Origin of the sequence: Mangrovibrevibacter kandeliae (genome assembly GCF_024519155.1) — a bacterium.
GTDB lineage: Bacteria > Pseudomonadota > Alphaproteobacteria > Rhizobiales > Rhizobiaceae > Mangrovibrevibacter > Mangrovibrevibacter kandeliae.
Genome location: NZ_JANIFJ010000008.1, coordinates 22,898 through 40,560, shown reverse-complemented (window position 1 = coordinate 40,560; position 17,663 = coordinate 22,898). Strand labels below are relative to the sequence as shown.

The following is a 17,663-nucleotide window of genomic DNA, read 5'->3' as shown; positions in this document are numbered from 1 at the left end:
TTTGGATCCAGAGGACGTCCGCTGATCGAACGGGCGCCGGGCCGGTGCCGTTCTAAACCCTAATAGGAGACGAGCAAGGACTTTCCGCTGTCGCCGAAGTCCGGCTTGACCTTGAGGAGCGGCGCGGCGCGCCGGATGATCTTGCCGACCGTGGGAGCCGCATTCCAGCCGGCGGTGTTGAAGTGCTTGCCGACCTCGGGCTGCGGATCGTCGACGACGACGAGCACGACGTATTGCGGGTTGTCGATCGGGAAAGACGCCAGGAAGGCGTTGAAGCTCTTGGTGTGCGAGTAGCGCCCGTTGATCACCTTGTTCGCCGTGCCGGTCTTGCCGCCGACCTTGTAGCCGGGGACGTCGGCAAAGCCGCCCGAGCCGCGGGAGTCGGCGACATTGAGGCGGAAGAGGTAGCGCATTTCGTCCGACGTCTTCTTGGAGACGACCTGCTCGGCGAGCTTGTCGGCCTCCTCGCGGGTGCGCGGCAGGAAGGTCGGCGGGATCAGCTCGCCACCGTTCATCAGCGCCGCCGCGGCGACCGCCGTCTGCAGCGGCGTCGTCGCGACGCCATGACCGAAGGCGATGGTCACCTGGTTCAGCGGCTTCCAGACGGCCGGCTGGCTCGGCGTGGCGACCTCCGGCAGTTCGGTGTGCATCCGGGTGAGCAGGCCGAGCTTGGTCAGGAACGCCTGGTGATAGGCGATGCCGACCGCCTCGGCTTCCTTCGCCGAGCCGATGTTGGACGAGTAGATGAAGACCTCCGGCACGGAGAGCACCCGGTGCTTGCCGTGGAAGTCGCTGACGGTGAAGCCGCCCATGCGGATCGGGCGGGACGCGTCGAAGCTGTCGGTGATCTTCACCTTCCCGGAATCGAGGCCCATCGCCGTGGTGAACGTCTTGAAGGTCGACCCCATCTCGTAGGTGCCGGCCGACATCCGGTTCATGTTCTCCTTCTTGAGAGCAGACGCGGGATCGTTCGGATCGAAATCGGGCAGCGAGGACATCGCCAGCACCTCGCCGGTGTGGACGTCGAGGATGACGCCGCCGACGGCCTCCGGGCGATAGCGCTGCATGGCGGCAGCGAGCTCGTCGCGCACGATGTGCTGGACGCGCAGGTCGATCGACAGCTTGACCGGCTCGAGGTCCGTGCCGACGGCAAGGCCGGCGCTCTGCAGCGCGGCGAAGCCGTGGTCGTCGACATACTTCTCCATGCCCGCGATGCCCTGGTTGTCGACGTTGACGACGCCGACGATGTGGGACGCGGTGGGGCCGCCCGGATAGAAGCGGCGCTTCTCGGTGCGGAAACCGATGCCGGGGATGCCGAGCGACAGGATCTCCTGCTGCTGCTTGGGCGTCAACTCGCGCTTGAGCCAGGCAAAGCCGGCGCCGCTGGCGAGCTTGGTGTGCAGCGACTTGGCGTCGAGCTCCGGCAGCACGGTGAGGAGCAGCTCGGTCGCCTCGTCGGCGTCGACGATGCGGCGCGGCTCGGCGTAGAGCGAGGCGGTCTTGATGTCGGTGGCGAGCACCTCGCCGTTGCGGTCGACGAGGTCGGGACGGGCGGCCATGATCGGGTCGTGGCCGTTGCGGTAGCCCGGCGCATCGTCGGGGACCATGCCCCACATCGCGAGCCGGCCGCCGATCACGCCGTAGACGGCGAAGAACAGGCCGATGGCGATGACGAAGCGGCCGTTGTTTCGCGGCCCGGCCGCAGCCTTGCGGCCGCGCAGGCGGACCGGAGGAGCGGACGGCTCGGCATCGGCCGGCGTCGCGGTGTCGTCGCGCGAGATGAACTTCGCCAGCTTGATCACCTTACGACGCTCCCGGTGGTGGCGGCATAGCCGCCGAGATTGGTGTTGGGGTTGGGCACGAGATGGACCGGCTCGGCCGGCAGTTCGTCCGGCTCGACGATCTGGTCGGGCTGGATCGGCATCAGGTGCAGCTGATCCTGGAAGGCCTCGGCAAGCCGCTGCAGCCGGTTCGGCTGGTTGAGGAGGCTCCAGTCGGCCTGCAGCAGCGCGATCGTCTCGTGCTCGAGGTCGATCTTGTGCTGGACGGCCGCGACCTGATCCTCGATCAGCTCGGCCTCGTGCTTGATCTTGTAGGTCCAGGCGGCGGCGGACACCATCACCGCGATCAGGACGATATCGATGGTCTTCAGCATCGGTCAGGCTCCCGTCTGCGGCAGGTCGGCGAGGTTGGGCAGGTCGGCGAAATCGAAAGCGTCGGCCCGCGCCGGCACGCCCGTGCGGATGCCGGAGCGCAGCTTGGCGGAACGGGAGCGCGGGTTGGCGGCGATCTCCGCCTCCGTGGCCGCGACCGCCTTGCCCGGCGCCGTGAAGGTCGGCTCGGCGGACGTGACAGCCGGCAGATGGCGCGAGCCGGACGCGGCCTCGGCGCGGTCGCGGAAGAAGCGCTTCACCAGCCGGTCCTCCAGCGAATGGAAGGTGACGACGACCAGGCGGCCGCCCGGCTTCAGGGCGCGCTCGGCGCCGGCAAGGCCGCGCACCAGCTCGCCGAGCTCGTCGTTCACATAGGCTCGGAGCGCCTGGAAGGTGCGCGTCGCCGGGTCGATGCGGTCCTTGGGCGCGCGCCCCACCACCTTGCCGACGAGCTGCGCGAGATCCAGGGTGCGCTCGAACGGGCGCTCGGCTCGGCGGGCCTCGATGGCACGGGCGATCCGGCCGGCCTGGCGCTCCTCGCCAAGGAAGGAGAGAACGCGCGCGAGGTCGCCGGCCTTCAGGCGGTTGACGACGTCGGCCGCACTCGGACCCGTGGCACCCATGCGCATGTCGAGCGGCCCGTCCTTCTGGAAGGAGAAGCCGCGCTCGGCCGTGTCGATCTGCATGGAGGAGACGCCGATGTCGAGCACGACGCCGTCGAGCCCCGCCGGTGCGTGCTCGGCCGCGATCTCGGCGAGCTCGCCGAAGCATCCCTCGACCAGCCGCAGGCGCTCCGCGAAGCGCTCCTGCAGCGGCCGCGCACCGGCGATGGCGGTCGGATCCCGGTCGACCGCGACGACCGCGGCGCCCGCCGACAGGATCGCGGCAGAATAGCCGCCCGCGCCAAGCGTGCCGTCGAGAACGACCGCACCCGGCGCAGGCGCCAGCGCCCGCAGGACGGCATCGAGGAGCACCGGAATGTGGCGGACCGGTCCGCCACCGGAGGGTTTGATCCCGCCGTGATCCGCCATCATTCCGGTGCACTCTCCGACCCGCCCCGAGCCGAAGGCCGCCCGCTCAAGCGCGCGCGCACCTCGGCTCTGTGGGCCTCGAACTTCGCAGGCTCCCAAAGCTGGAAAAAATGATTCCGGCCCACGAACGCTACCCGATCCGCGATCCCCGTGTGGGTGCGGATGAAGTCGTTCACAGAAATCCGTCCCTCCCCGTCGGTCTTCAGAAAGGCGCCGTCGCCATAGGTGAAGAGGGACATGTCCGAATAGGTCTGAGAGAACGGATCCTCCGCCTCGAGCCGCTTCTCGTAGCGCTCCAGAAGGTCGATGCCCCCGACGTCGATCGCCGGCTCGTTGATCGCCTGCAGGGCATACAGCTCGCGAAACCCCTTCGCCGCGAGCACCTGACGGAATGCGGCAGGTATCGACACCCGCCCCTTCGCGTCGACGTTGTTCACCGCGCTGGAGAGGAAGCGATCCATCGACCCTTACACACGCTCCATCCCGCGCCGCCAGCATGAGGACCCCCGTCCGGCAGACGGATCGACGGGACGCACGACCACGCTCACGCCACGCGTCATCGCGTGTCGATGCTGCCCCAGCCGCGCCGGAAGCCCGTCTGCTTGCTCGTGATTGCGACCTGTCGAGGCCGTCTGATGATGACCAAAGGGATAACATGGGGCACTTTGGGCGTCAATGGGAACAGCCGCCACTAGCCGGCTGTCATGGCTTCTGCCCGGTTATGAATTATCAACCTTAAGACCCGGTTAAAGAAGAAGAATCCCTGCGCAAGATCGTTTCGCTCACTGCGCTTCCCGGCCGGTGGAGAGTGCTCCGTTTTACCGTTGAAAACCGTCGACCCGGAGCGCGCAAGTGATTGGCGAATGGAGGGTTTGGACGTGTGCCGGGGAGCACGTCCCATGCGCTCGTTCGGCGTCCCAGGATTATTTATCGGACCTGCGGATCCGGCCGCCGGATGCCGCTCCGCGCCACGGCGCGTCGCGGAGCCTTGGCTGAGGTCGAGGTGCCAGCCGGCCTGTAAGCCGGGTTCTGTGCGACGGCTTTCACCGTGCGGCGGCCATTCATCTGGGACGCCGCTTGCGCGGCGCCTCGAGCAACCTACCCGGACGACCGGCCCGGAGACCGGCTGGCGGCGAACCGCCGCGTCGTCCCTATTCGGTCTTGCTCCCGGTGGGGTTTGCCCTGCCGCTCCTGTTGCCAGTCGCGCGGTGGGCTCTTACCCCACCGTTTCACCCTTACCCCGCCAATAGTGCGGCTCGACCGTGGCGCTGCCCATGGCGGGAGCCGCACTACAGGCGGGGCGGTCTGTTCTCTGTGGCACTGTCCCTGGGGTCGCCCCCGCCGGGCGTTACCCGGCACCGTGTCTCCATGGAGCCCGGACTTTCCTCCCCCGTCGCCTTTCGGCATTGACGGGAGCGGCCGCCCGGCCGGCTGGCGCGCGCTACATGCGGGTGGCCGGGGCGGGTGTCAAGCGCGGGCGGTGGACGTGAGCTGTTCCCGGGCATGCCAGCCGCTTGTCCCATAGCGGCCCATGCCGCCGCCTGGAGGCGCAGGAGGCGGGGCCCTAAGCGTCCGCGAAGGGCGAGCGCGGCAGACTGCTCAGCAGGCGATGCAACGTCGTGACCGTCGACATGTCGGCGACGCCATCCACCTTCGCCGGCCGGAAATGCCGCTGGAAGGCGCGCGTGGCGGACTCCGTCGCCGCGTCGAAGCGGCCGCTGACCTCGACACCATAGCCGTAGGCGGCGAGCATCGACTGCAGCGCCTCCACCGGCTCGCCCTGATCGCCAAGGCCGAAGAAGCGACTGCCGGAGAGCGGCGCCGGCGGGACGAGGTGCCCGATCCCTGCCGCGTGCAGCCGGTCCCACGGGAAGCGCTCGCCGGGATCGGTCTTGCGGTCCGGCGCGGTGTCGGAATGGGCGAGCACCCGCTCGGCGAGGATCTCAGGCCGGCGCCGGAGGATGTCCTGGCAGAGGGCGATCACCGCCTCGATCTGCGCGTCCGCAAACGGGGGAAGACCGCCCGCATGACCCGCATTGACGATCTCGATGCCGATCGAGCGGGAGTTGATGTCGGTCTGGCCGCGCCAGCTGCCGGCTCCGGCGTGCCAAGCCCGGCGCGTCTCGGCGACGAGCTGGAGGATCGTGCCGTCCTCCTCGACCACGTAGTGGCTCGACACCTCGCTCGCGGGGTCGCAGAGCCAGTCCACTGCCTCCGCAGCGGTCGGCATGCCCGTGTAGTGCAGGATCAGGACGTCGGGCGGATCGGGCAGCCGCCGCTCGTTGTGGTTCGGCGAGAGCCTGACCCTCGCGACGAGCGGCGTATCGGCCTCGAACGCCGCAAGCCCTCCCTCCGGTGTCAAGCCGCGCGGGCTTTCGTCACCGCCTCGTAGGCGGTGTTGATCGCCTTCATCCGCTCGGTCGCGATCGCCTGGAACTCGTCCGGAACGCCGCGTGCGACGAGCCGGTCCGGATGGTTCTCGCGCACCAGCTCGATGTAGCGCGCCCGCACCTCGGCCAGCGAGGCCTGCGGATCGATGCCGAGGACGGCGTAGGGCGCGCCGGCCGGCCCGGCGACGTGGCGCAGCTTCACCCGCTCGAACTCGGCCTCCGAGAAGCCGAAGGTCGCCGCGATGTCGGCGAGGAAGGCGAGCTCGCGCTCGTGCACCCAGCCGTCCGCCTTGGCGATGTGGAAGAGGCCGTCGAGCACGTCGGCCAACAGCGTGCAGTCCTCCTCCGACTCGCGGCAGAAGGCGGCGAGCCGGGCGGCGTAGGCCTCGAAGCCGGCCGTGTCCTGCTTGGCGAGGTTGTAGAGGCGAAAGACGTTCGCCATCTCCGCCTCGGGCACGGAGAAGATCTGCTGGAACGCGGCCACCTCTTCCGGCCGGACGATCCCGTCGGCCTTCGCCATCTTGGCCGAAAGCGCGATCATTGCCACGGAGAAGGCGACGCTGCGCCGGGTCGCGCGGTCGCCGGCAAAGACGGTCTTGATCTGCTCGACCAGCCCGTCAAGTGTCGCGCGGCCCTTCTCGGGCAACGCGCGAAGAAGATGGCCGAGGCCGAGAAAGCTGCGCATCCAGCACCGTAGGATCGAGGGGCGTGCGAGCGGGCGGTCGCAGGCCGGGCGGTCGAGGCAGTAGCAGGTCATTCGATATGCCCCTCTTTGAACGGTCGCGCATCACAGGACGGTCCTGCGGTCATCCGCGCACGACCCCCGGGCCGCTGCGACCCGTGCGACCACCATGCGCATCGAGGGAGTGTCCTCCCGCAACGCGCCATGATCAAGGCAGGCGCTCTAACACGGCGTTCAAGAGCTCGGGCAAATTATTTGCGTCGCGCCCGGCATCGTGAACACAGCGTTCCTGGCCACCGCCATTTCGTGTCTGCTGCGCCGCCGCGACCGAGGCGCATCCGCGTCGGCGGGATTGCACGCGGCCCGACGCGCCATAGATCGCCGACATGCCGCAGCGGCAGGAGGGCACCGGCCCTCAGCCCCCGGCGCGTTCGAAGGCGTCATCATGTCCGAGATCCTCAGGCCCGCGGCGGAGCTCGCCGCTGAAGCGAGCCGTCCCTACCCCAACGACGACCCGCACTACCGTGCCGCACGCACCGCGCTCCTCGCCGAGGAGATCGAACTGCGCCGCCACATCGCCCGCGTCGCGGCGCAACGGCGCGCCCTGCCGCTCGGCGGCGAGCCGGCACCCTACGCCTTTCTCGACGCCGACGGCCGGACGGTGGCGCTCGCCGACATGTTCGGGACGCACGACACGCTCGTCACCTATTTCTGGATGTACGGGCCGCAGCGCGAACGCCCCTGCCCGATGTGCACCGGCTTCCTCGGCTCGCTCGACATCCCCTCGCGCGACCTGACGCAGCGCGTCGCCTTCGCCGTCATCGGACGTTCGCCCGTCGCACGGCAGCTGGAATTTGCCCGCGAACGCGGCTGGCGCAACCTCACGTTCTATCAGTGCGTCGGCGACGACTTCCCGCGCGACTACCGCGGGCTCGCGCCCGACGGCAGCGAATGGCCGGCGCTCGACGTCTGGGTCCGCAGGGACGGTCGGGTGCGCCACGTCTGGGCGCCGGAGGCGGCGGGCACGCAGGATCCTGGCCAGGATCCGCACCTCGCGCCCGATCCGATGCCCCTGTGGACGATCCTCGATCTGACGCCCGGCGGGCGCGGGACCGACTGGTATCCCAAGCTCGAATACTGACGCCGGCTCCGGGCATCCGCCGCTCCTCAATGTCGCCGAAGGGGCGTGCTCACTGCGCAGCAGCGTGCGAGGACTGCCCGGATACCGTTGAAGGCGGTGCGCAAGCTTCCGTTAACCCTGTTCGGGCAGGTCTTGGCGACGATGCGTCGATACGGAGGCCCAAGCCGATGCCGCAGCTGAAACGGCGCCCTGCCCCTGCGCCCGTGGCCCCTCGAGCCGGCGGCCTCGTCGCGGCGGCCGCCAGCCTCCTCGCCCTTGCGCTCCTGCCCGCGTGCACGAGCACCACCCTCGACACCGCCGAGCTCGGCATCGCCAAGACCTACGCCTATCAGCCGGAGCGCTATCCGGTGCACGGCATCGACGTGTCGAAGTTCCAGGGCGACGTGAACTGGGCGGCCGCCAGGCACGCCGGCGTCGCCTTTGCCTGGCTGAAGGCGACCGAGGGCGGCGACCGGGTCGACGACAACTTCGCCAGCAACTGGCGGGGGGCCGCAGCGGCGGGCATCCCGCGTGGCGCCTACCACTTCTTCTACCACTGCCGCTCCGGCAAGGAGCAGGCCGAGTGGTTCATCCGCAACGTCCCGAAGGATCCGACTGCGCTGCCTCCGGTGCTCGACGTCGAATGGACGCCGGATTCGCCGACCTGCACGCGGCGGATGCCCCGCAAGGAGCTGATCGCCGAGATGAAGGCCTTCCTCGACACCGTCGAGGCTTACTACGGCGTCCGTCCGATCATCTACGCGCCGATCGACATGCACCGCGACCGGCTGGTCGGGGCCTTTCCGAAGCACGAGTTCTGGCTGCGGGCGGTCAAGGACCATCCGAACAACGTCTACGAGGACCGCGACTTCCGCTTCTGGCAGTGGACGGCGACGGGCGCCGTGCCGGGCGTCGCCGGCGACGTCGACCGCAACGCCTTCGCCGGGTCGACCGCCGACTGGCAGCGCTGGCTGAAGGCGCACCGGTCGGGTTGAGGCGCGGCGCTCCATCCGCTTCTTGCTGTCGCCATCATCTTCGCTAGGGTGTCGCGCGCAACGCAAAGCCGTCACCGGAGGCCTCCGCCAACATGCCCGCAGCCCGCATCCTCGCCGCCACCGTCGCCCTGCTCGCGGGGAGCGCCTCGCTGGCGGTCGCCGCGCCGCAATGCGGCGGCAGCTTCGACGCCTTTCTCGACGGCGTGCGGGCCGAGGCCAGGGCCGACGGCATCACCGAGCCAGCGATCGACGAGGCGACGGCTGCGATGCATCTCGACCAGAAGGTGCTGTCGCGCGATCGCGGCCAGGGCGTCTTCACCCAGACCTGGGGCGAGTTCTCCAAGCGGATGATCAGCAACAACCGGCTGGAGCGCGGCCAGGCGAACCTGAAGAAGTACGCGAGCCTGTTTCGCACGATCGAGGCGCAGACCGGCGTGCCTGGCGCGGTGATCACCGCCTTCTGGGGCCTCGAGACCGATTTCGGCGCCGTGCTCGGCGACTTCGACACCCTGCCGGCGCTCGCCACGCTCGCCCATGACTGCCGCCGGCCGGAGATGTTCCGGCCGCATCTGATCGCCGCGATCCGACTGGTCGAGGCCGGCTACACCCGCCCGAGCGAGATGAAGGGCGCGTGGGCCGGCGAGATCGGCCAGACCCAGCTTCTGCCGGAAGAGTACCTCCAGTTCGGCACCGATGCCGACGGCGACGGCAAGATCGACCTGCGCAACTCCTCGCCCGACGCGCTGATGACCACGGGCAAGTACATCGCCTCGCTGGGCTGGCGGAAGGGCGAGCCTTGGCTGGAGGAGGTGCGCGTGCCGGCGAACTTCCCCTTCGATCGCGCCGCGCTCGTCTCCAAGGAGCCGCGCTCGGAGTTTGCCAGCCTCGGCGTCACCAAGGCGAACGGCGCCCCGCTGGAGAGCGACGCCGTGCCGGCATCTCTGGTGCTGCCGATGGGCCGGGGCGGCCCCGCCTTCCTCGCGTTCCCGAATTTCGACGTCTACCTCACCTGGAACAAGTCCCTGGTCTACACGCTGACGGCCGCCTACTTCGCGACGCGCCTCGACGGTGCGCCGCCGGTCGATATGGGCTCGCCCGAGCCGGGGCTCGGCGGCGACGACATGAAGCGGCTGCAGCAGAAGCTCGCCGCCAAGGGCTATGACGTCGGCGAGATCGACGGCATCCTCGGCGAAGGCACGCGCGGTGCGGTGCGCAAGGAGCAGATCCGCCTCGGCCTGCCGGCCGACGGCTGGCCGACGCAGAAGCTGCTGGGCGCGTTGGACTGAGGCGCCAGGTCGGAGTTCGATCCGAGCGCGACTTCGCCGCTCATCGCCTGCCGGCACTTCTCCCCGATGGGAGACGACGGCGGTGACGGCGCAGCCGCCCTGCCGTCCGAAGATCGGGGAGCGCGCGGCTTTGCCAGTCTTGCCGCCAACTCCGCCGGTCATTCCGTCATCTGACCCGTCTTGCTGCGATTCCCACTGCGAGCCTGGTCGTGGCTGAGCCAGCCGATCAACGGGCGCTGTTCCTCTCTCCGCTTTGGACAGGGTGGCTGCGCAGCAGCCGGGTGAGGGTCTTCCTCCCCGACCGTGACGACCTGCGCGCCTGTCAGACCCCCGCCCGTGCCCCCTCGCCTTCGACCGGCGCGCCCGCCTCTCCGTGCCGGTCCTCACCGTCGATCGGACCGATCGCCGCGACGGCTTCGGTGGCGTCGTGCGACTCGACCACCGTCTCGCTCTCGCCGCGCCGCCAGCGCACCACCCGCCGGCGGCTGACCCAGACGTGATGCACGGCCCGCAGCGGCACCACCACCCAGAGCCCCATGTCGCTCGCCCGCACCACCCGCAGCCGGCCGCCGCGCTCGGCCAGCATCTGCTGCAGCGCCGAGCGGAAGGCCCGCACGCCGAAGCGCGCCTCGCCCTCGAGCCGGCGCGTCACCGCCATCCAGGCCGGCGAGGCGAGCAACGTCACCGCCGTCACCGCAATGGCGAGACGGTAGACGTCGCCGCCGATCGCGCCGGAGGAATAGGCGGCCGCGGCGAGCACGAAGGAGAACTCGCCGATCTGCGCCATCGACAGCCCCGCCTCGACCGCCACGCGATGCGGCAGTCCGGCCATGCGGATCAAAAGGACGTTGAAGACCGTCTTCGCGGTGATGACGAAGAGCGAGGCGGTGAGCACCAGCACCCAGTTCTGCAGGATGAAGTCGAGGTCGATCAGGAGGCCGATCGACAGGAAGAAGACCACCAGAAGCACGCTCTGGATCGGCTCGACCACCGGGATGACGCGCCCGCGCAGCGTCGAGGAGCCGACGACGAGACCAGCGACGAAGGCGCCGTAGACCGGAGAGAGGCCGATCACGCCGGACAGCGAGGCAGCCGCGAAGCAGAACGCCAGCGAGCCGAGCGCCAGGATCTCGACATTGTTCTCCACCGCCGCCGCGAAGGCCGGGCGCAGCTTCGGCCGGCTGCCGAGGAACCAGAGCAGGCCGGCGAGGAAGCCGACGGCGACCGTCATCTTCGCCACGATGGTCAGCCAGTCGACCGGGCCCTGGCCACCGAGCGATTCGGCGAGGATCAGCATCGGCACGACGGCGAGGTCCTGCGCGATGAGCACGCTGACCGCAATCCGTCCCGGCTCGCTGCGCAGCTCGCCGATGTCGTCCAGCATCTTCATCGCGACGACGGTGGAGGACAGCGCGATGATGAAGCCGAGGATGATCGCCTCGGCGAACGTGGCGCGCGACACCGCCATCAGGCCGAGCGTGATCACCATCGAGGCGAGGAGCTGGCCGCCGGCGATCTTCACCGCCGGCTTCAGCGAGCCGATGAACGCCTTCAGCGACAGCTCCATGCCGATGAAGAAGAGCAGCATGAGAACGCCCATCTCGGCGAGCGACGTGACGTTTTCGGAGTTCTCGATGATGCCGAAGCCGGTCGGCCCGAGCAGCACGCCTGCCAGGATGAAGCCGACCATCGGCGGCTGGCGCAGGCGCATAAGGCCGAGGCCCGCCGTCACCGCGACGACGATGACGAAGGCGATCTCGACCAGCCCCGCGGCGTGCGCGCCCGTGTCCTCCACCTGCCCCTCCGTCGCCCGCCCCGATTCCGCGCTGCAATAGTCGCAGACTGAGGCTCCATCATGGAGCCGTGGTCTGGCAAGGCCGGCGGCACGCCAACCTCCGGAGACGGCGTGCCTCGGCAACGCGCCGGGGTGCGGCGGTTCAATCCTCCGAGCGGCCCGCCGGGTCGCGGTCGCGCTCGTAGTGATGGGCGAGCGGGAACGCCGGCAGCCAGCTTTCGCGGCGGATCGTCCAGAGCTCGTAGGTCGGCACCAGCTGATCGGGTGCGTCCAGCGAGCCGAGGTTGACCTCGATCTCGTCGCCGCTGCGTCCGAAGACAGGCGAGCCGCAGCGCGGGCAGAAGTACCGCTCGCCGAACGCGCCGGTCTTGCCCGTCACCGTCACGGCGTCCGCGGGGAAGATGCCGGACGCGTGGAACGGCGCGCCGTGATGCTTGCGACAGTCGAGGCAGTGACAGAGACCGACCCGGTACGGTCGCCCCCGCGCCACGAGACGCACGTCGCCGCACAGGCAGCCGCCGGTGAACTCGTCCATCCTGCTCCTCCCGATTTGTCCGCTCCGCCGCCGAACTGCCGACGCTGTGACAGCCTAGCGCCAAACCGGATGCGTGCCGAGCACCGGGCGCACGGGGCGGTCTCGGCCGCCGTGCCGCCGTGCCGCCGTGCCCCCTGCCGACCCGGTGGGGAACCCGCGTCGCCACTTGCGGTTCTGCCTTCGGCCGACGACATGCGAGAGGGCGATCGTCTGGCATTGGATTTCGACGAGGAGGAGAGGCATGAGCGCGACGACGGCAGGCGGGTTCGGCGGCATGCCGCGGGCGGAACGCCTGCGGCGGCTGGCGCGGCTGCAGCGGCTCAGCCGGATGATGGACAGCGCGGTCCGCATCCCCATCCTCGGCATCCGCTTCGGAGCGGATTCCGTCGCCGGCCTCGTCCCCGGCATCGGCGACGGCTTCGGCTTCCTGGTTGGCCTCTACATGGTCAACGAGGCCCGCAAGATCGGTCTGCCCGGCCACAAGCTGGCGCAGATGGTGGTCAACCTCGGCCTCGACGCGGCGCTTGGCTCGGTGCCGATCGCGGGCGATGTCTTCGACGTCTTCTTCAAGGCCAACCAGCGCAACATGGCGCTGCTGCTGGACCACTTCGAGGAAGACCGTGCCGATCTCGCCAAGGACATCACGCCACCGCGGCGGTGAGGTGACGGACGGCGATCAGCCCTTCCAGTCGGCCATCGTCTCGAGGCTCGCGTAGCTGTCGGCGCCGCTTTCGTCGAACGGGGTCGTCACCTCGACGAAGGTGTCGGGATAGAAGCCGTTGAACCGGCTGCGCAGCGCCAGCGAATAGGCGCCGATATGGCCGATCTCGATCCAGTCCCCCGTGTCGACCGTTTCCGGCAGCCAGAAGGGCCGCGACAGGATGTCGACCGAATCGCAGGTGGCGCCGCAGACGCGAAAGGCGGAGACGGTGTTGGGATCGCCGTTGCGGCTCTTGCGCGCCGGGTCCGGGATGAAGCGGGCCGGCAGGGTGATCTTACCGGTCCAGGAGTCGGACAGCGACGACCAGATGCCGTCGTTGATGTAGAGACGCCGGCCCTTGCGCAGGAGGACGCGCACGATCAGCGAGAAGGCCCGGGCGACGACGACGCGGCCGGGTTCGGCCACGAGCGGCAGGTCGGAAAAGCCCCACTCGTCGAGGTCGCTGCGCAGCCGCGACATGATCTCGCCGATCCCCGGCATCTCTGGCTTCTTGCGGCGCGGGTCGTGGCCGTACTCGGCCGGAAAGCCGCCGCCGACATCCAGCCCGGCGAGCGGAACGCCGGCGCGGCTGCGCACCCAGTCCGACGAGGCGATGGCGCGCCGATAGGTCTCGGGGTCCTCGATCTGCGAGCCGACATGGAAGCAGAGGCCGACCTTGAAACCGATCCGGTCGCAGCGCTGCAAGAGCTCGACCGCGTGCGCGGGCGCCGCGCCGAACTTCTTCGACAGCTCGTAGGCGGCCGCGCCCTTGGTCTGCAGGCGCACGAAGATGGTGATCGTCGACGGATCGATGTCGAGCGCGCGCACCACGCGCAGGATCTTGGCGACCTCGTCCTCGTGATCGAGCGCCAGCACCCGGATCCCGTAGGTCTCAAGCGCGAGCCGGATGTCCGACTGCGCCTTGACCGGGTGCATGTAGAGCATCTCGGCCTTCGGCGCGACGGCGCGCACCGCCTCGAACTCGCCGGGCGAGGCGACGTCGAAGGCCGTGACGCCGGCTGCGGCCAGCGTTTCCAGCACCATCCGCTCGCCGTTGGTCTTCACCGCATAGGCCGTCTGGCCGGGGAAGGCCTGCATGAAGCGGCGCGCGTCCTCGCGCAGCACCTCCGGCCGGAAGCAGTAGACCGACACGTCCGGCCTCATCGCGAGGGCGGCATCGGTGGCGGTCGCAAATGTCTGCATCGGTCTCCCCTTCGCATCCGAATCGCGACCGCTCCGGCCACGGCCCCGCCTTTCACGAAAACGGGTCGCAAGGCTATGGCAGACCTGCGACAGGGTCGGCTACAATCAAGCGAATCCTCTGTGATGACAGATCCCGTCCCTCCTCCGGCCTCCTCGGCTGCCATCGCCCGGCCTCCCGCCGGTCCGTCCGCTCCCGGCGTCCCGGTCGATGCGGCGCCCACCGCGGCGGCTGCGCTGACGCCACGGCTGTGGGGCGTGCTGATGCTGCTCGGCCTCCTGTGGGGCGGCAGCTTCTTCTTCAACCGGATTGCTTTGGCGGAGTTGGCGCCGCTGCCGCTGGTCGCGTGCCGGATCGGCCTTGCCGCGCTCCTGCTCGTCGGCTGGCTGAGCCTGCGCGGCGTGTCGCTGCGCCCGATCGCCGAGCGTGCGCCGGCCTTCGTGCTTCTCGGGCTCCTCAACAACGCCCTGCCCTTCACGCTGATCGGCATCGGTCAGACGGAGGTCGGCAGCGGTCTCGCCTCCGTCATCAACGCCACGACCCCGCTCTGGACGATCCTCGTCGCGACCGCCTTCACGAGCGACGACCGCATCACGCCGAACCGTCTCATCGGCATCCTGTTCGGCATCGCCGGCGTCGCCGTGCTGATCGGCCCGAACGCTGTCGGCCTCGGTGTCACCGTGCCGGTCTGGGCGATGGGCTGCATCCTCGGCGCCACCCTATCCTATGCCTTTGCCGGCGTCTTCGCGCGTCGACTGCGGGGTATCGCGGCGCCGGTGGTCGCGGCGGGCCAGCTCTGTGGCGGCTGCGTCGTGCTCGGGCCGGCGACGCTCGCGCTGTACGCGCCGGCGACCGGCCTGGCGCTTCCCTCGGCGCCTGTCGTCGCCGCAGTGTGCGGCCTCGCCGTGCTCTCGACCTGCCTTGCCTACATCCTGTACTTCCTGCTGATCGCACGCGCGGGAGCGACCAACGCCTCGCTCGTCACCTTCATCATCCCCGCCAGCGCCATCCTGCTCGGCGTCCTGTTCCTCGACGAGAGCCTGACGCTGCCCGAGATCGCCGGGCTCGGTCTCATCCTTCTCGGCCTCCTCGCCGTGGACGGCCGCGTCCTGCGCCTGAAAGGCTCGCCATTTGCCCGAACGTCCTGACCGCCCTTTGAGTCTGATCGCCCTCCGCCGGGCCATCGAGAACGGCCACTCGAGCGTCGCGGAGAGCGTCCGCGACGCACGGACGCGCGTCGACGCGCTCGAAGCGACCATCGGCGCCTTCGCTCATCGCGCCCCGCCTGAAACCATCGAGGCTGCCGAGCGCGCCGAAGGCCCACTCGCCGGCATCCCGATCGGCGTGAAGGACATCTACGACAGCTTCGACATGCCGACCGAACACGGCAGCCCGATCCATCGGGGCCGGCGGCCGCTCGTCGACGCCCCGCTGGTCGCCGAGACCCGTCGGCTCGGCGGCGCAATCCTCGGCAAGACGGTGACGACGCCCTTCGCCTTCCTCGATCCAACCGCAACCCGGAATCCGCACGATTACGAGCGCACGCCCGGCGGCTCCTCCTCGGGCTCCGCTGCCGCGGTCGCGAGCGGCATGGTCGCCGCCGCCTTCGGTTCGCAGACCGTCGGCTCGACGATCCGGCCGGCGAGCTTCTGCGGCATTGCCGGCTACAAGCCGAGCTTCCGCCTGCTGACGACTGTCGGCATGAAGACGCTCGCCTGGTCGCTCGACACGGTCGGCCTGCTGGCGGCTGGCGTCGCCGACGTCGCGCTCTTCGCCGCGCTTCTGAGCGGCCGTGACCTTGCCGTATCCGAGGGCGCGCCACAGCCGGGCGGGGGCGATGCCAGCGCCATGCCGCGCCGGATCGGCGTCTACCGCTCCACGATCGACGCCCGGCTGTCGCCGGACATGCGCGAGGCGTGGACCGAGGCATCCCATCGTCTCGCCGGCGACGGCTGCGACCTCGTCGAGGTCGCCGAGACCGCCATCCTCTCCGAAGCGCGCGAGATCCAGCCGGTCATCCTCGGCTACGAGGCCGCCCGCGCGCTCACCGACGAGCGGCTTCGGCACCACGAGGCGCTCAGCCCGAAGCTGCGCGCCCGGCTCGACGACGGCGCGGCGGTCGATCCGGACGCCTACGACGAGGCCCGCCGGATCGCCCGGCATGCCCGCAAGGCGGCGACGGCGCTGTTCGACGGAGTGGACGCCCTCCTCCTCCCCTCGGCGCTCGGCGTCGCGCCATTGGCCACGGAGGGCACCGGCGACCCGATCATGAACGCGCTGTGGACACTCACCGGGAACCCGTGCGTGTCCGTGCCCGGCGCACGCGATCCGCAGGGCCTGCCCCTTGGCCTCTCCATCGTCACCCGCTTCGGGCGCGACCGCGAGGCGCTGGCGCTGGGCCATCGGCTGGAGGCTCTGCTGGCTGCGCCATGAGGCTCTGTTTCGGCCGCCGAACGAGCCACGGAGACGATGAGGGAAACGTTTTGCGGCCTCGGTGCGCGGTATCCGCCCGCAGCAGAAAATCCTTCTACGCGAGCGCTGCAACGCAGCGACGAATCCCTCTTTACACTTCTTGCCGAGTCCTTAATTTTGACTCACTCCAACGAGGAGCTGACAAGATGGAAGTCACGCGACCGCTCAATCTTCTGATGATCTGCGCCGCGTTTGCGTTCGTCGGTGCATTGGTGGTGGGCTATATGCCCTGACGCCGCCGGCGCTCAGCGCCCTCGCCTGCCGCTTCTCGACGAGAACGAGGCGACCGAACACAGGAAAGCCGGGGTCTCGCGCCCCGGCTTTTTTGTTGTCCGTCTCCGGTGAACCGCCGCGACGCCGCCCCGCTCAGCCCGCTGCCGCCGCCGCCACCTCGGCCGCCGCCTGCGGCCGCGTCTCCCGCAGCCCGAGGATGTGGCAGATGGAGTAGACGAGGTCGGCGCGGTTCATGGTGTAGAAGTGGAAGTCGGTGACCCCGCGTTCGACGAGGTCGAGGACCTGCTCGCTGCACACCGCCGCCGCGACATGTGCCCGCGTCTGCGGGTCCGCCTCCAGCCCCTCGAAGCGCTCGGCGAGCCATCCGGGGATGGAGGCGCCGCAGGCGCCGGCGAAACGCGCGATCTTGGTGAAGTCGTGGATCGGCGCGATGCCGGGCACGATCGGCACGTAGATCCCGGCGCGGCGCACCTTCTCGACGAAGCTCTCGTACTGATCGTTGTCGAAGAAGAACTGGGTGATCGCCCGCGTCGCGCCGCTGTCGATCTTGCGCTTCAGGAGGTCGATGTCGGTGGCGAAATCCGGGCTTTCCGGATGCTTCTCCGGATAGGCGGAGACCGAAATCTCGAAGTCGGCGATCTCCTTCAGCCCGGCCACCAGTTCGGCGGCGTTGCGGTAGCCGTCCGGATGCTGGACGAACGGGCCGCCGGCGCCGTTGGTCTGCGAATCCCCGCGCAGCGCCACGAGATGCCGCACGCCCGTGTCCCAGTACTGGCGCACCACCTCGGCGACCTCGTCGCGGGAGGCGTCGACGCAGGTCAGGTGCGCCGCCGGCAGGAGGTCGGTCTCGTTCAGAAGCCGCGCCACCGTCTGGTGCGTGCGCTCCCGGGTCGAGCCGCCGGCCCCGTAGGTGACCGAGACGAAGCTCGGCTGCAGCGGCGCGAGGCGCTGGATCGACGCCCAGAGATTCTCCTCCATCTTGTCGGTCTTCGGCGGGAAGAACTCGAACGAGACCTTGATGCCCGCCTTCGAGCGCAGCGGATAGCGTGCCATGTGTCCTCCTGGTGAT

Annotated in this window: 16 protein-coding genes and 1 other RNA gene; 6 read left to right on the top strand and 11 right to left on the bottom strand. The window is 69.6% G+C overall.

Features of this window, described 5'->3' with window-relative positions; all coding sequences use genetic code 11:
• Positions 1-59 precede the first annotated feature (59 nt).
• The 7 genes from NPA30_RS17405 to NPA30_RS17375 all read right to left on the bottom strand — a co-directional run bounded on the left by NPA30_RS17405 (position 60) and on the right by NPA30_RS17375 (position 6,259).
• Positions 60-1,802, bottom strand: a complete 1,743-nt coding sequence (locus tag NPA30_RS17405; protein ID WP_372338852.1) for a peptidoglycan D,D-transpeptidase FtsI family protein — start codon at positions 1,800-1,802, stop codon at positions 60-62.
• Positions 1,799-2,155 (bottom strand): cell division protein FtsL, encoded by a 357-nt coding sequence (gene ftsL, locus NPA30_RS17400; RefSeq protein WP_256804051.1) that lies wholly within the window; start codon positions 2,153-2,155, stop codon positions 1,799-1,801. Before ftsL ends, NPA30_RS17405 begins: the two co-directional genes overlap by 4 nt.
• 3 nt (positions 2,156-2,158) lie before the next feature.
• A complete protein-coding gene (gene rsmH / locus NPA30_RS17395) occupies positions 2,159-3,187 on the bottom strand; it encodes a 16S rRNA (cytosine(1402)-N(4))-methyltransferase RsmH (RefSeq protein WP_256804050.1) in 1,029 nt (342 codons plus the stop codon).
• Positions 3,184-3,645 carry a division/cell wall cluster transcriptional repressor MraZ gene (gene mraZ / locus NPA30_RS17390; RefSeq protein WP_256804049.1) on the bottom strand — a complete coding sequence of 154 codons (462 nt, stop codon included), beginning with the start codon at positions 3,643-3,645 and terminating at the stop codon, positions 3,184-3,186. The genes rsmH and mraZ overlap by 4 nt, the downstream gene beginning before the upstream one ends.
• 541 nt (positions 3,646-4,186) lie before the next feature.
• Positions 4,187-4,619: RNase P RNA component class A (gene rnpB, locus NPA30_RS17385), an RNA gene on the bottom strand.
• Between the two features lie 129 nt (positions 4,620-4,748).
• Complete coding sequence (locus NPA30_RS17380; protein ID WP_256804048.1) at positions 4,749-5,546, bottom strand: N-acetylmuramoyl-L-alanine amidase; 798 nt, start codon at positions 5,544-5,546, stop codon at positions 4,749-4,751.
• Positions 5,543-6,259: a J domain-containing protein gene (locus NPA30_RS17375; RefSeq protein ID WP_256804150.1), complete on the bottom strand. Its 717-nt coding sequence runs from the start codon at positions 6,257-6,259 to the stop codon at positions 5,543-5,545. Before NPA30_RS17375 ends, NPA30_RS17380 begins: the two co-directional genes overlap by 4 nt.
• Before the next feature lie 442 nt (positions 6,260-6,701).
• On the opposite strand from NPA30_RS17375, the gene NPA30_RS17370 reads away from it, so the two are divergent.
• From NPA30_RS17370 to NPA30_RS17360, 3 genes are all read left to right on the top strand, one after another.
• On the top strand, positions 6,702-7,397 hold the full coding sequence (locus NPA30_RS17370) for a DUF899 family protein (protein WP_306228982.1): 696 nt from the start codon (positions 6,702-6,704) through the stop codon (positions 7,395-7,397).
• Between the two features lie 167 nt (positions 7,398-7,564).
• Positions 7,565-8,371 carry a glycoside hydrolase family 25 protein gene (locus tag NPA30_RS17365; protein WP_256804047.1) on the top strand — a complete coding sequence of 269 codons (807 nt, stop codon included), beginning with the start codon at positions 7,565-7,567 and terminating at the stop codon, positions 8,369-8,371.
• Between the two features lie 92 nt (positions 8,372-8,463).
• Positions 8,464-9,657, top strand: coding sequence for a lytic murein transglycosylase (locus NPA30_RS17360; protein WP_256804046.1), 1,194 nt, complete (start codon positions 8,464-8,466; stop codon positions 9,655-9,657).
• A gap of 322 nt (positions 9,658-9,979) precedes the next feature.
• On the opposite strand, the gene NPA30_RS17355 is transcribed toward NPA30_RS17360, so the two are convergent.
• Both NPA30_RS17355 and NPA30_RS17350 read right to left on the bottom strand, forming a co-directional pair.
• On the bottom strand, positions 9,980-11,452 hold the full coding sequence (locus tag NPA30_RS17355) for a cation:proton antiporter domain-containing protein (protein WP_256804045.1): 1,473 nt from the start codon (positions 11,450-11,452) through the stop codon (positions 9,980-9,982).
• A gap of 142 nt (positions 11,453-11,594) precedes the next feature.
• Entirely contained in the window at positions 11,595-11,987 is a 393-nt protein-coding gene (locus tag NPA30_RS17350) for a GFA family protein (RefSeq protein ID WP_256804044.1), read from the bottom strand.
• A gap of 241 nt (positions 11,988-12,228) precedes the next feature.
• Here NPA30_RS17350 and NPA30_RS17345 point away from each other — a divergent pair, with 241 nt between their 5' ends.
• Complete coding sequence (locus NPA30_RS17345) at positions 12,229-12,648, top strand: DUF4112 domain-containing protein (protein ID WP_256804043.1); 420 nt, start codon at positions 12,229-12,231, stop codon at positions 12,646-12,648.
• A gap of 15 nt (positions 12,649-12,663) precedes the next feature.
• On the opposite strand, the gene NPA30_RS17340 is transcribed toward NPA30_RS17345, so the two are convergent.
• Positions 12,664-13,890, bottom strand: a complete 1,227-nt coding sequence (locus NPA30_RS17340; RefSeq protein ID WP_256804042.1) for an alanine racemase — start codon at positions 13,888-13,890, stop codon at positions 12,664-12,666.
• A 123-nt stretch (positions 13,891-14,013) separates the two neighbouring features.
• Here NPA30_RS17340 and NPA30_RS17335 point away from each other — a divergent pair, with 123 nt between their 5' ends.
• Together NPA30_RS17335 and NPA30_RS17330 are read left to right on the top strand one after the other, a co-directional pair.
• The gene (locus NPA30_RS17335) at positions 14,014-15,036 is read left to right on the top strand and encodes a DMT family transporter (RefSeq protein ID WP_256804041.1); all 1,023 of its coding nucleotides are present in this window, start codon (positions 14,014-14,016) and stop codon (positions 15,034-15,036) included.
• 7 nt (positions 15,037-15,043) lie between these two features.
• Entirely contained in the window at positions 15,044-16,321 is a 1,278-nt protein-coding gene (locus NPA30_RS17330) for an amidase (RefSeq protein WP_256804040.1), read from the top strand.
• Positions 16,322-16,726: 405 nt separating this feature from the next.
• Here NPA30_RS17330 and metF read toward each other — a convergent pair whose 3' ends face one another.
• Positions 16,727-17,647, bottom strand: coding sequence for a methylenetetrahydrofolate reductase [NAD(P)H] (gene metF / locus NPA30_RS17325; protein ID WP_256804039.1), 921 nt, complete (start codon positions 17,645-17,647; stop codon positions 16,727-16,729).
• Positions 17,648-17,663 lie beyond the last annotated feature (16 nt).

What these genes read in the sequence shown, in the direction of transcription:
- NPA30_RS17350 (WP_256804044.1), bottom strand. Translation starts at nt 11,987, where the DNA reads ATGGACGAGTTCACCGGCGGCTGCCTGTGCGGCGACGTGCGTCTCGTG.
- rsmH (WP_256804050.1), bottom strand. Translation starts at nt 3,187, where the DNA reads ATGATGGCGGATCACGGCGGGATCAAACCCTCCGGTGGCGGACCGGTC.
- mraZ (WP_256804049.1), bottom strand. Translation starts at nt 3,645, where the DNA reads ATGGATCGCTTCCTCTCCAGCGCGGTGAACAACGTCGACGCGAAGGGG.
- NPA30_RS17360 (WP_256804046.1), top strand. Translation starts at nt 8,464, where the DNA reads ATGCCCGCAGCCCGCATCCTCGCCGCCACCGTCGCCCTGCTCGCGGGG.
- NPA30_RS17370 (WP_306228982.1), top strand. Translation starts at nt 6,702, where the DNA reads ATGTCCGAGATCCTCAGGCCCGCGGCGGAGCTCGCCGCTGAAGCGAGC.
- metF (WP_256804039.1), bottom strand. Translation starts at nt 17,647, where the DNA reads ATGGCACGCTATCCGCTGCGCTCGAAGGCGGGCATCAAGGTCTCGTTC.
- NPA30_RS17345 (WP_256804043.1), top strand. Translation starts at nt 12,229, where the DNA reads ATGAGCGCGACGACGGCAGGCGGGTTCGGCGGCATGCCGCGGGCGGAA.
- NPA30_RS17340 (WP_256804042.1), bottom strand. Translation starts at nt 13,890, where the DNA reads ATGCAGACATTTGCGACCGCCACCGATGCCGCCCTCGCGATGAGGCCG.
- NPA30_RS17365 (WP_256804047.1), top strand. Translation starts at nt 7,565, where the DNA reads ATGCCGCAGCTGAAACGGCGCCCTGCCCCTGCGCCCGTGGCCCCTCGA.
- NPA30_RS17335 (WP_256804041.1), top strand. Translation starts at nt 14,014, where the DNA reads ATGACAGATCCCGTCCCTCCTCCGGCCTCCTCGGCTGCCATCGCCCGG.
- NPA30_RS17375 (WP_256804150.1), bottom strand. Translation starts at nt 6,259, where the DNA reads ATGCGCAGCTTTCTCGGCCTCGGCCATCTTCTTCGCGCGTTGCCCGAG.
- ftsL (WP_256804051.1), bottom strand. Translation starts at nt 2,155, where the DNA reads ATGCTGAAGACCATCGATATCGTCCTGATCGCGGTGATGGTGTCCGCC.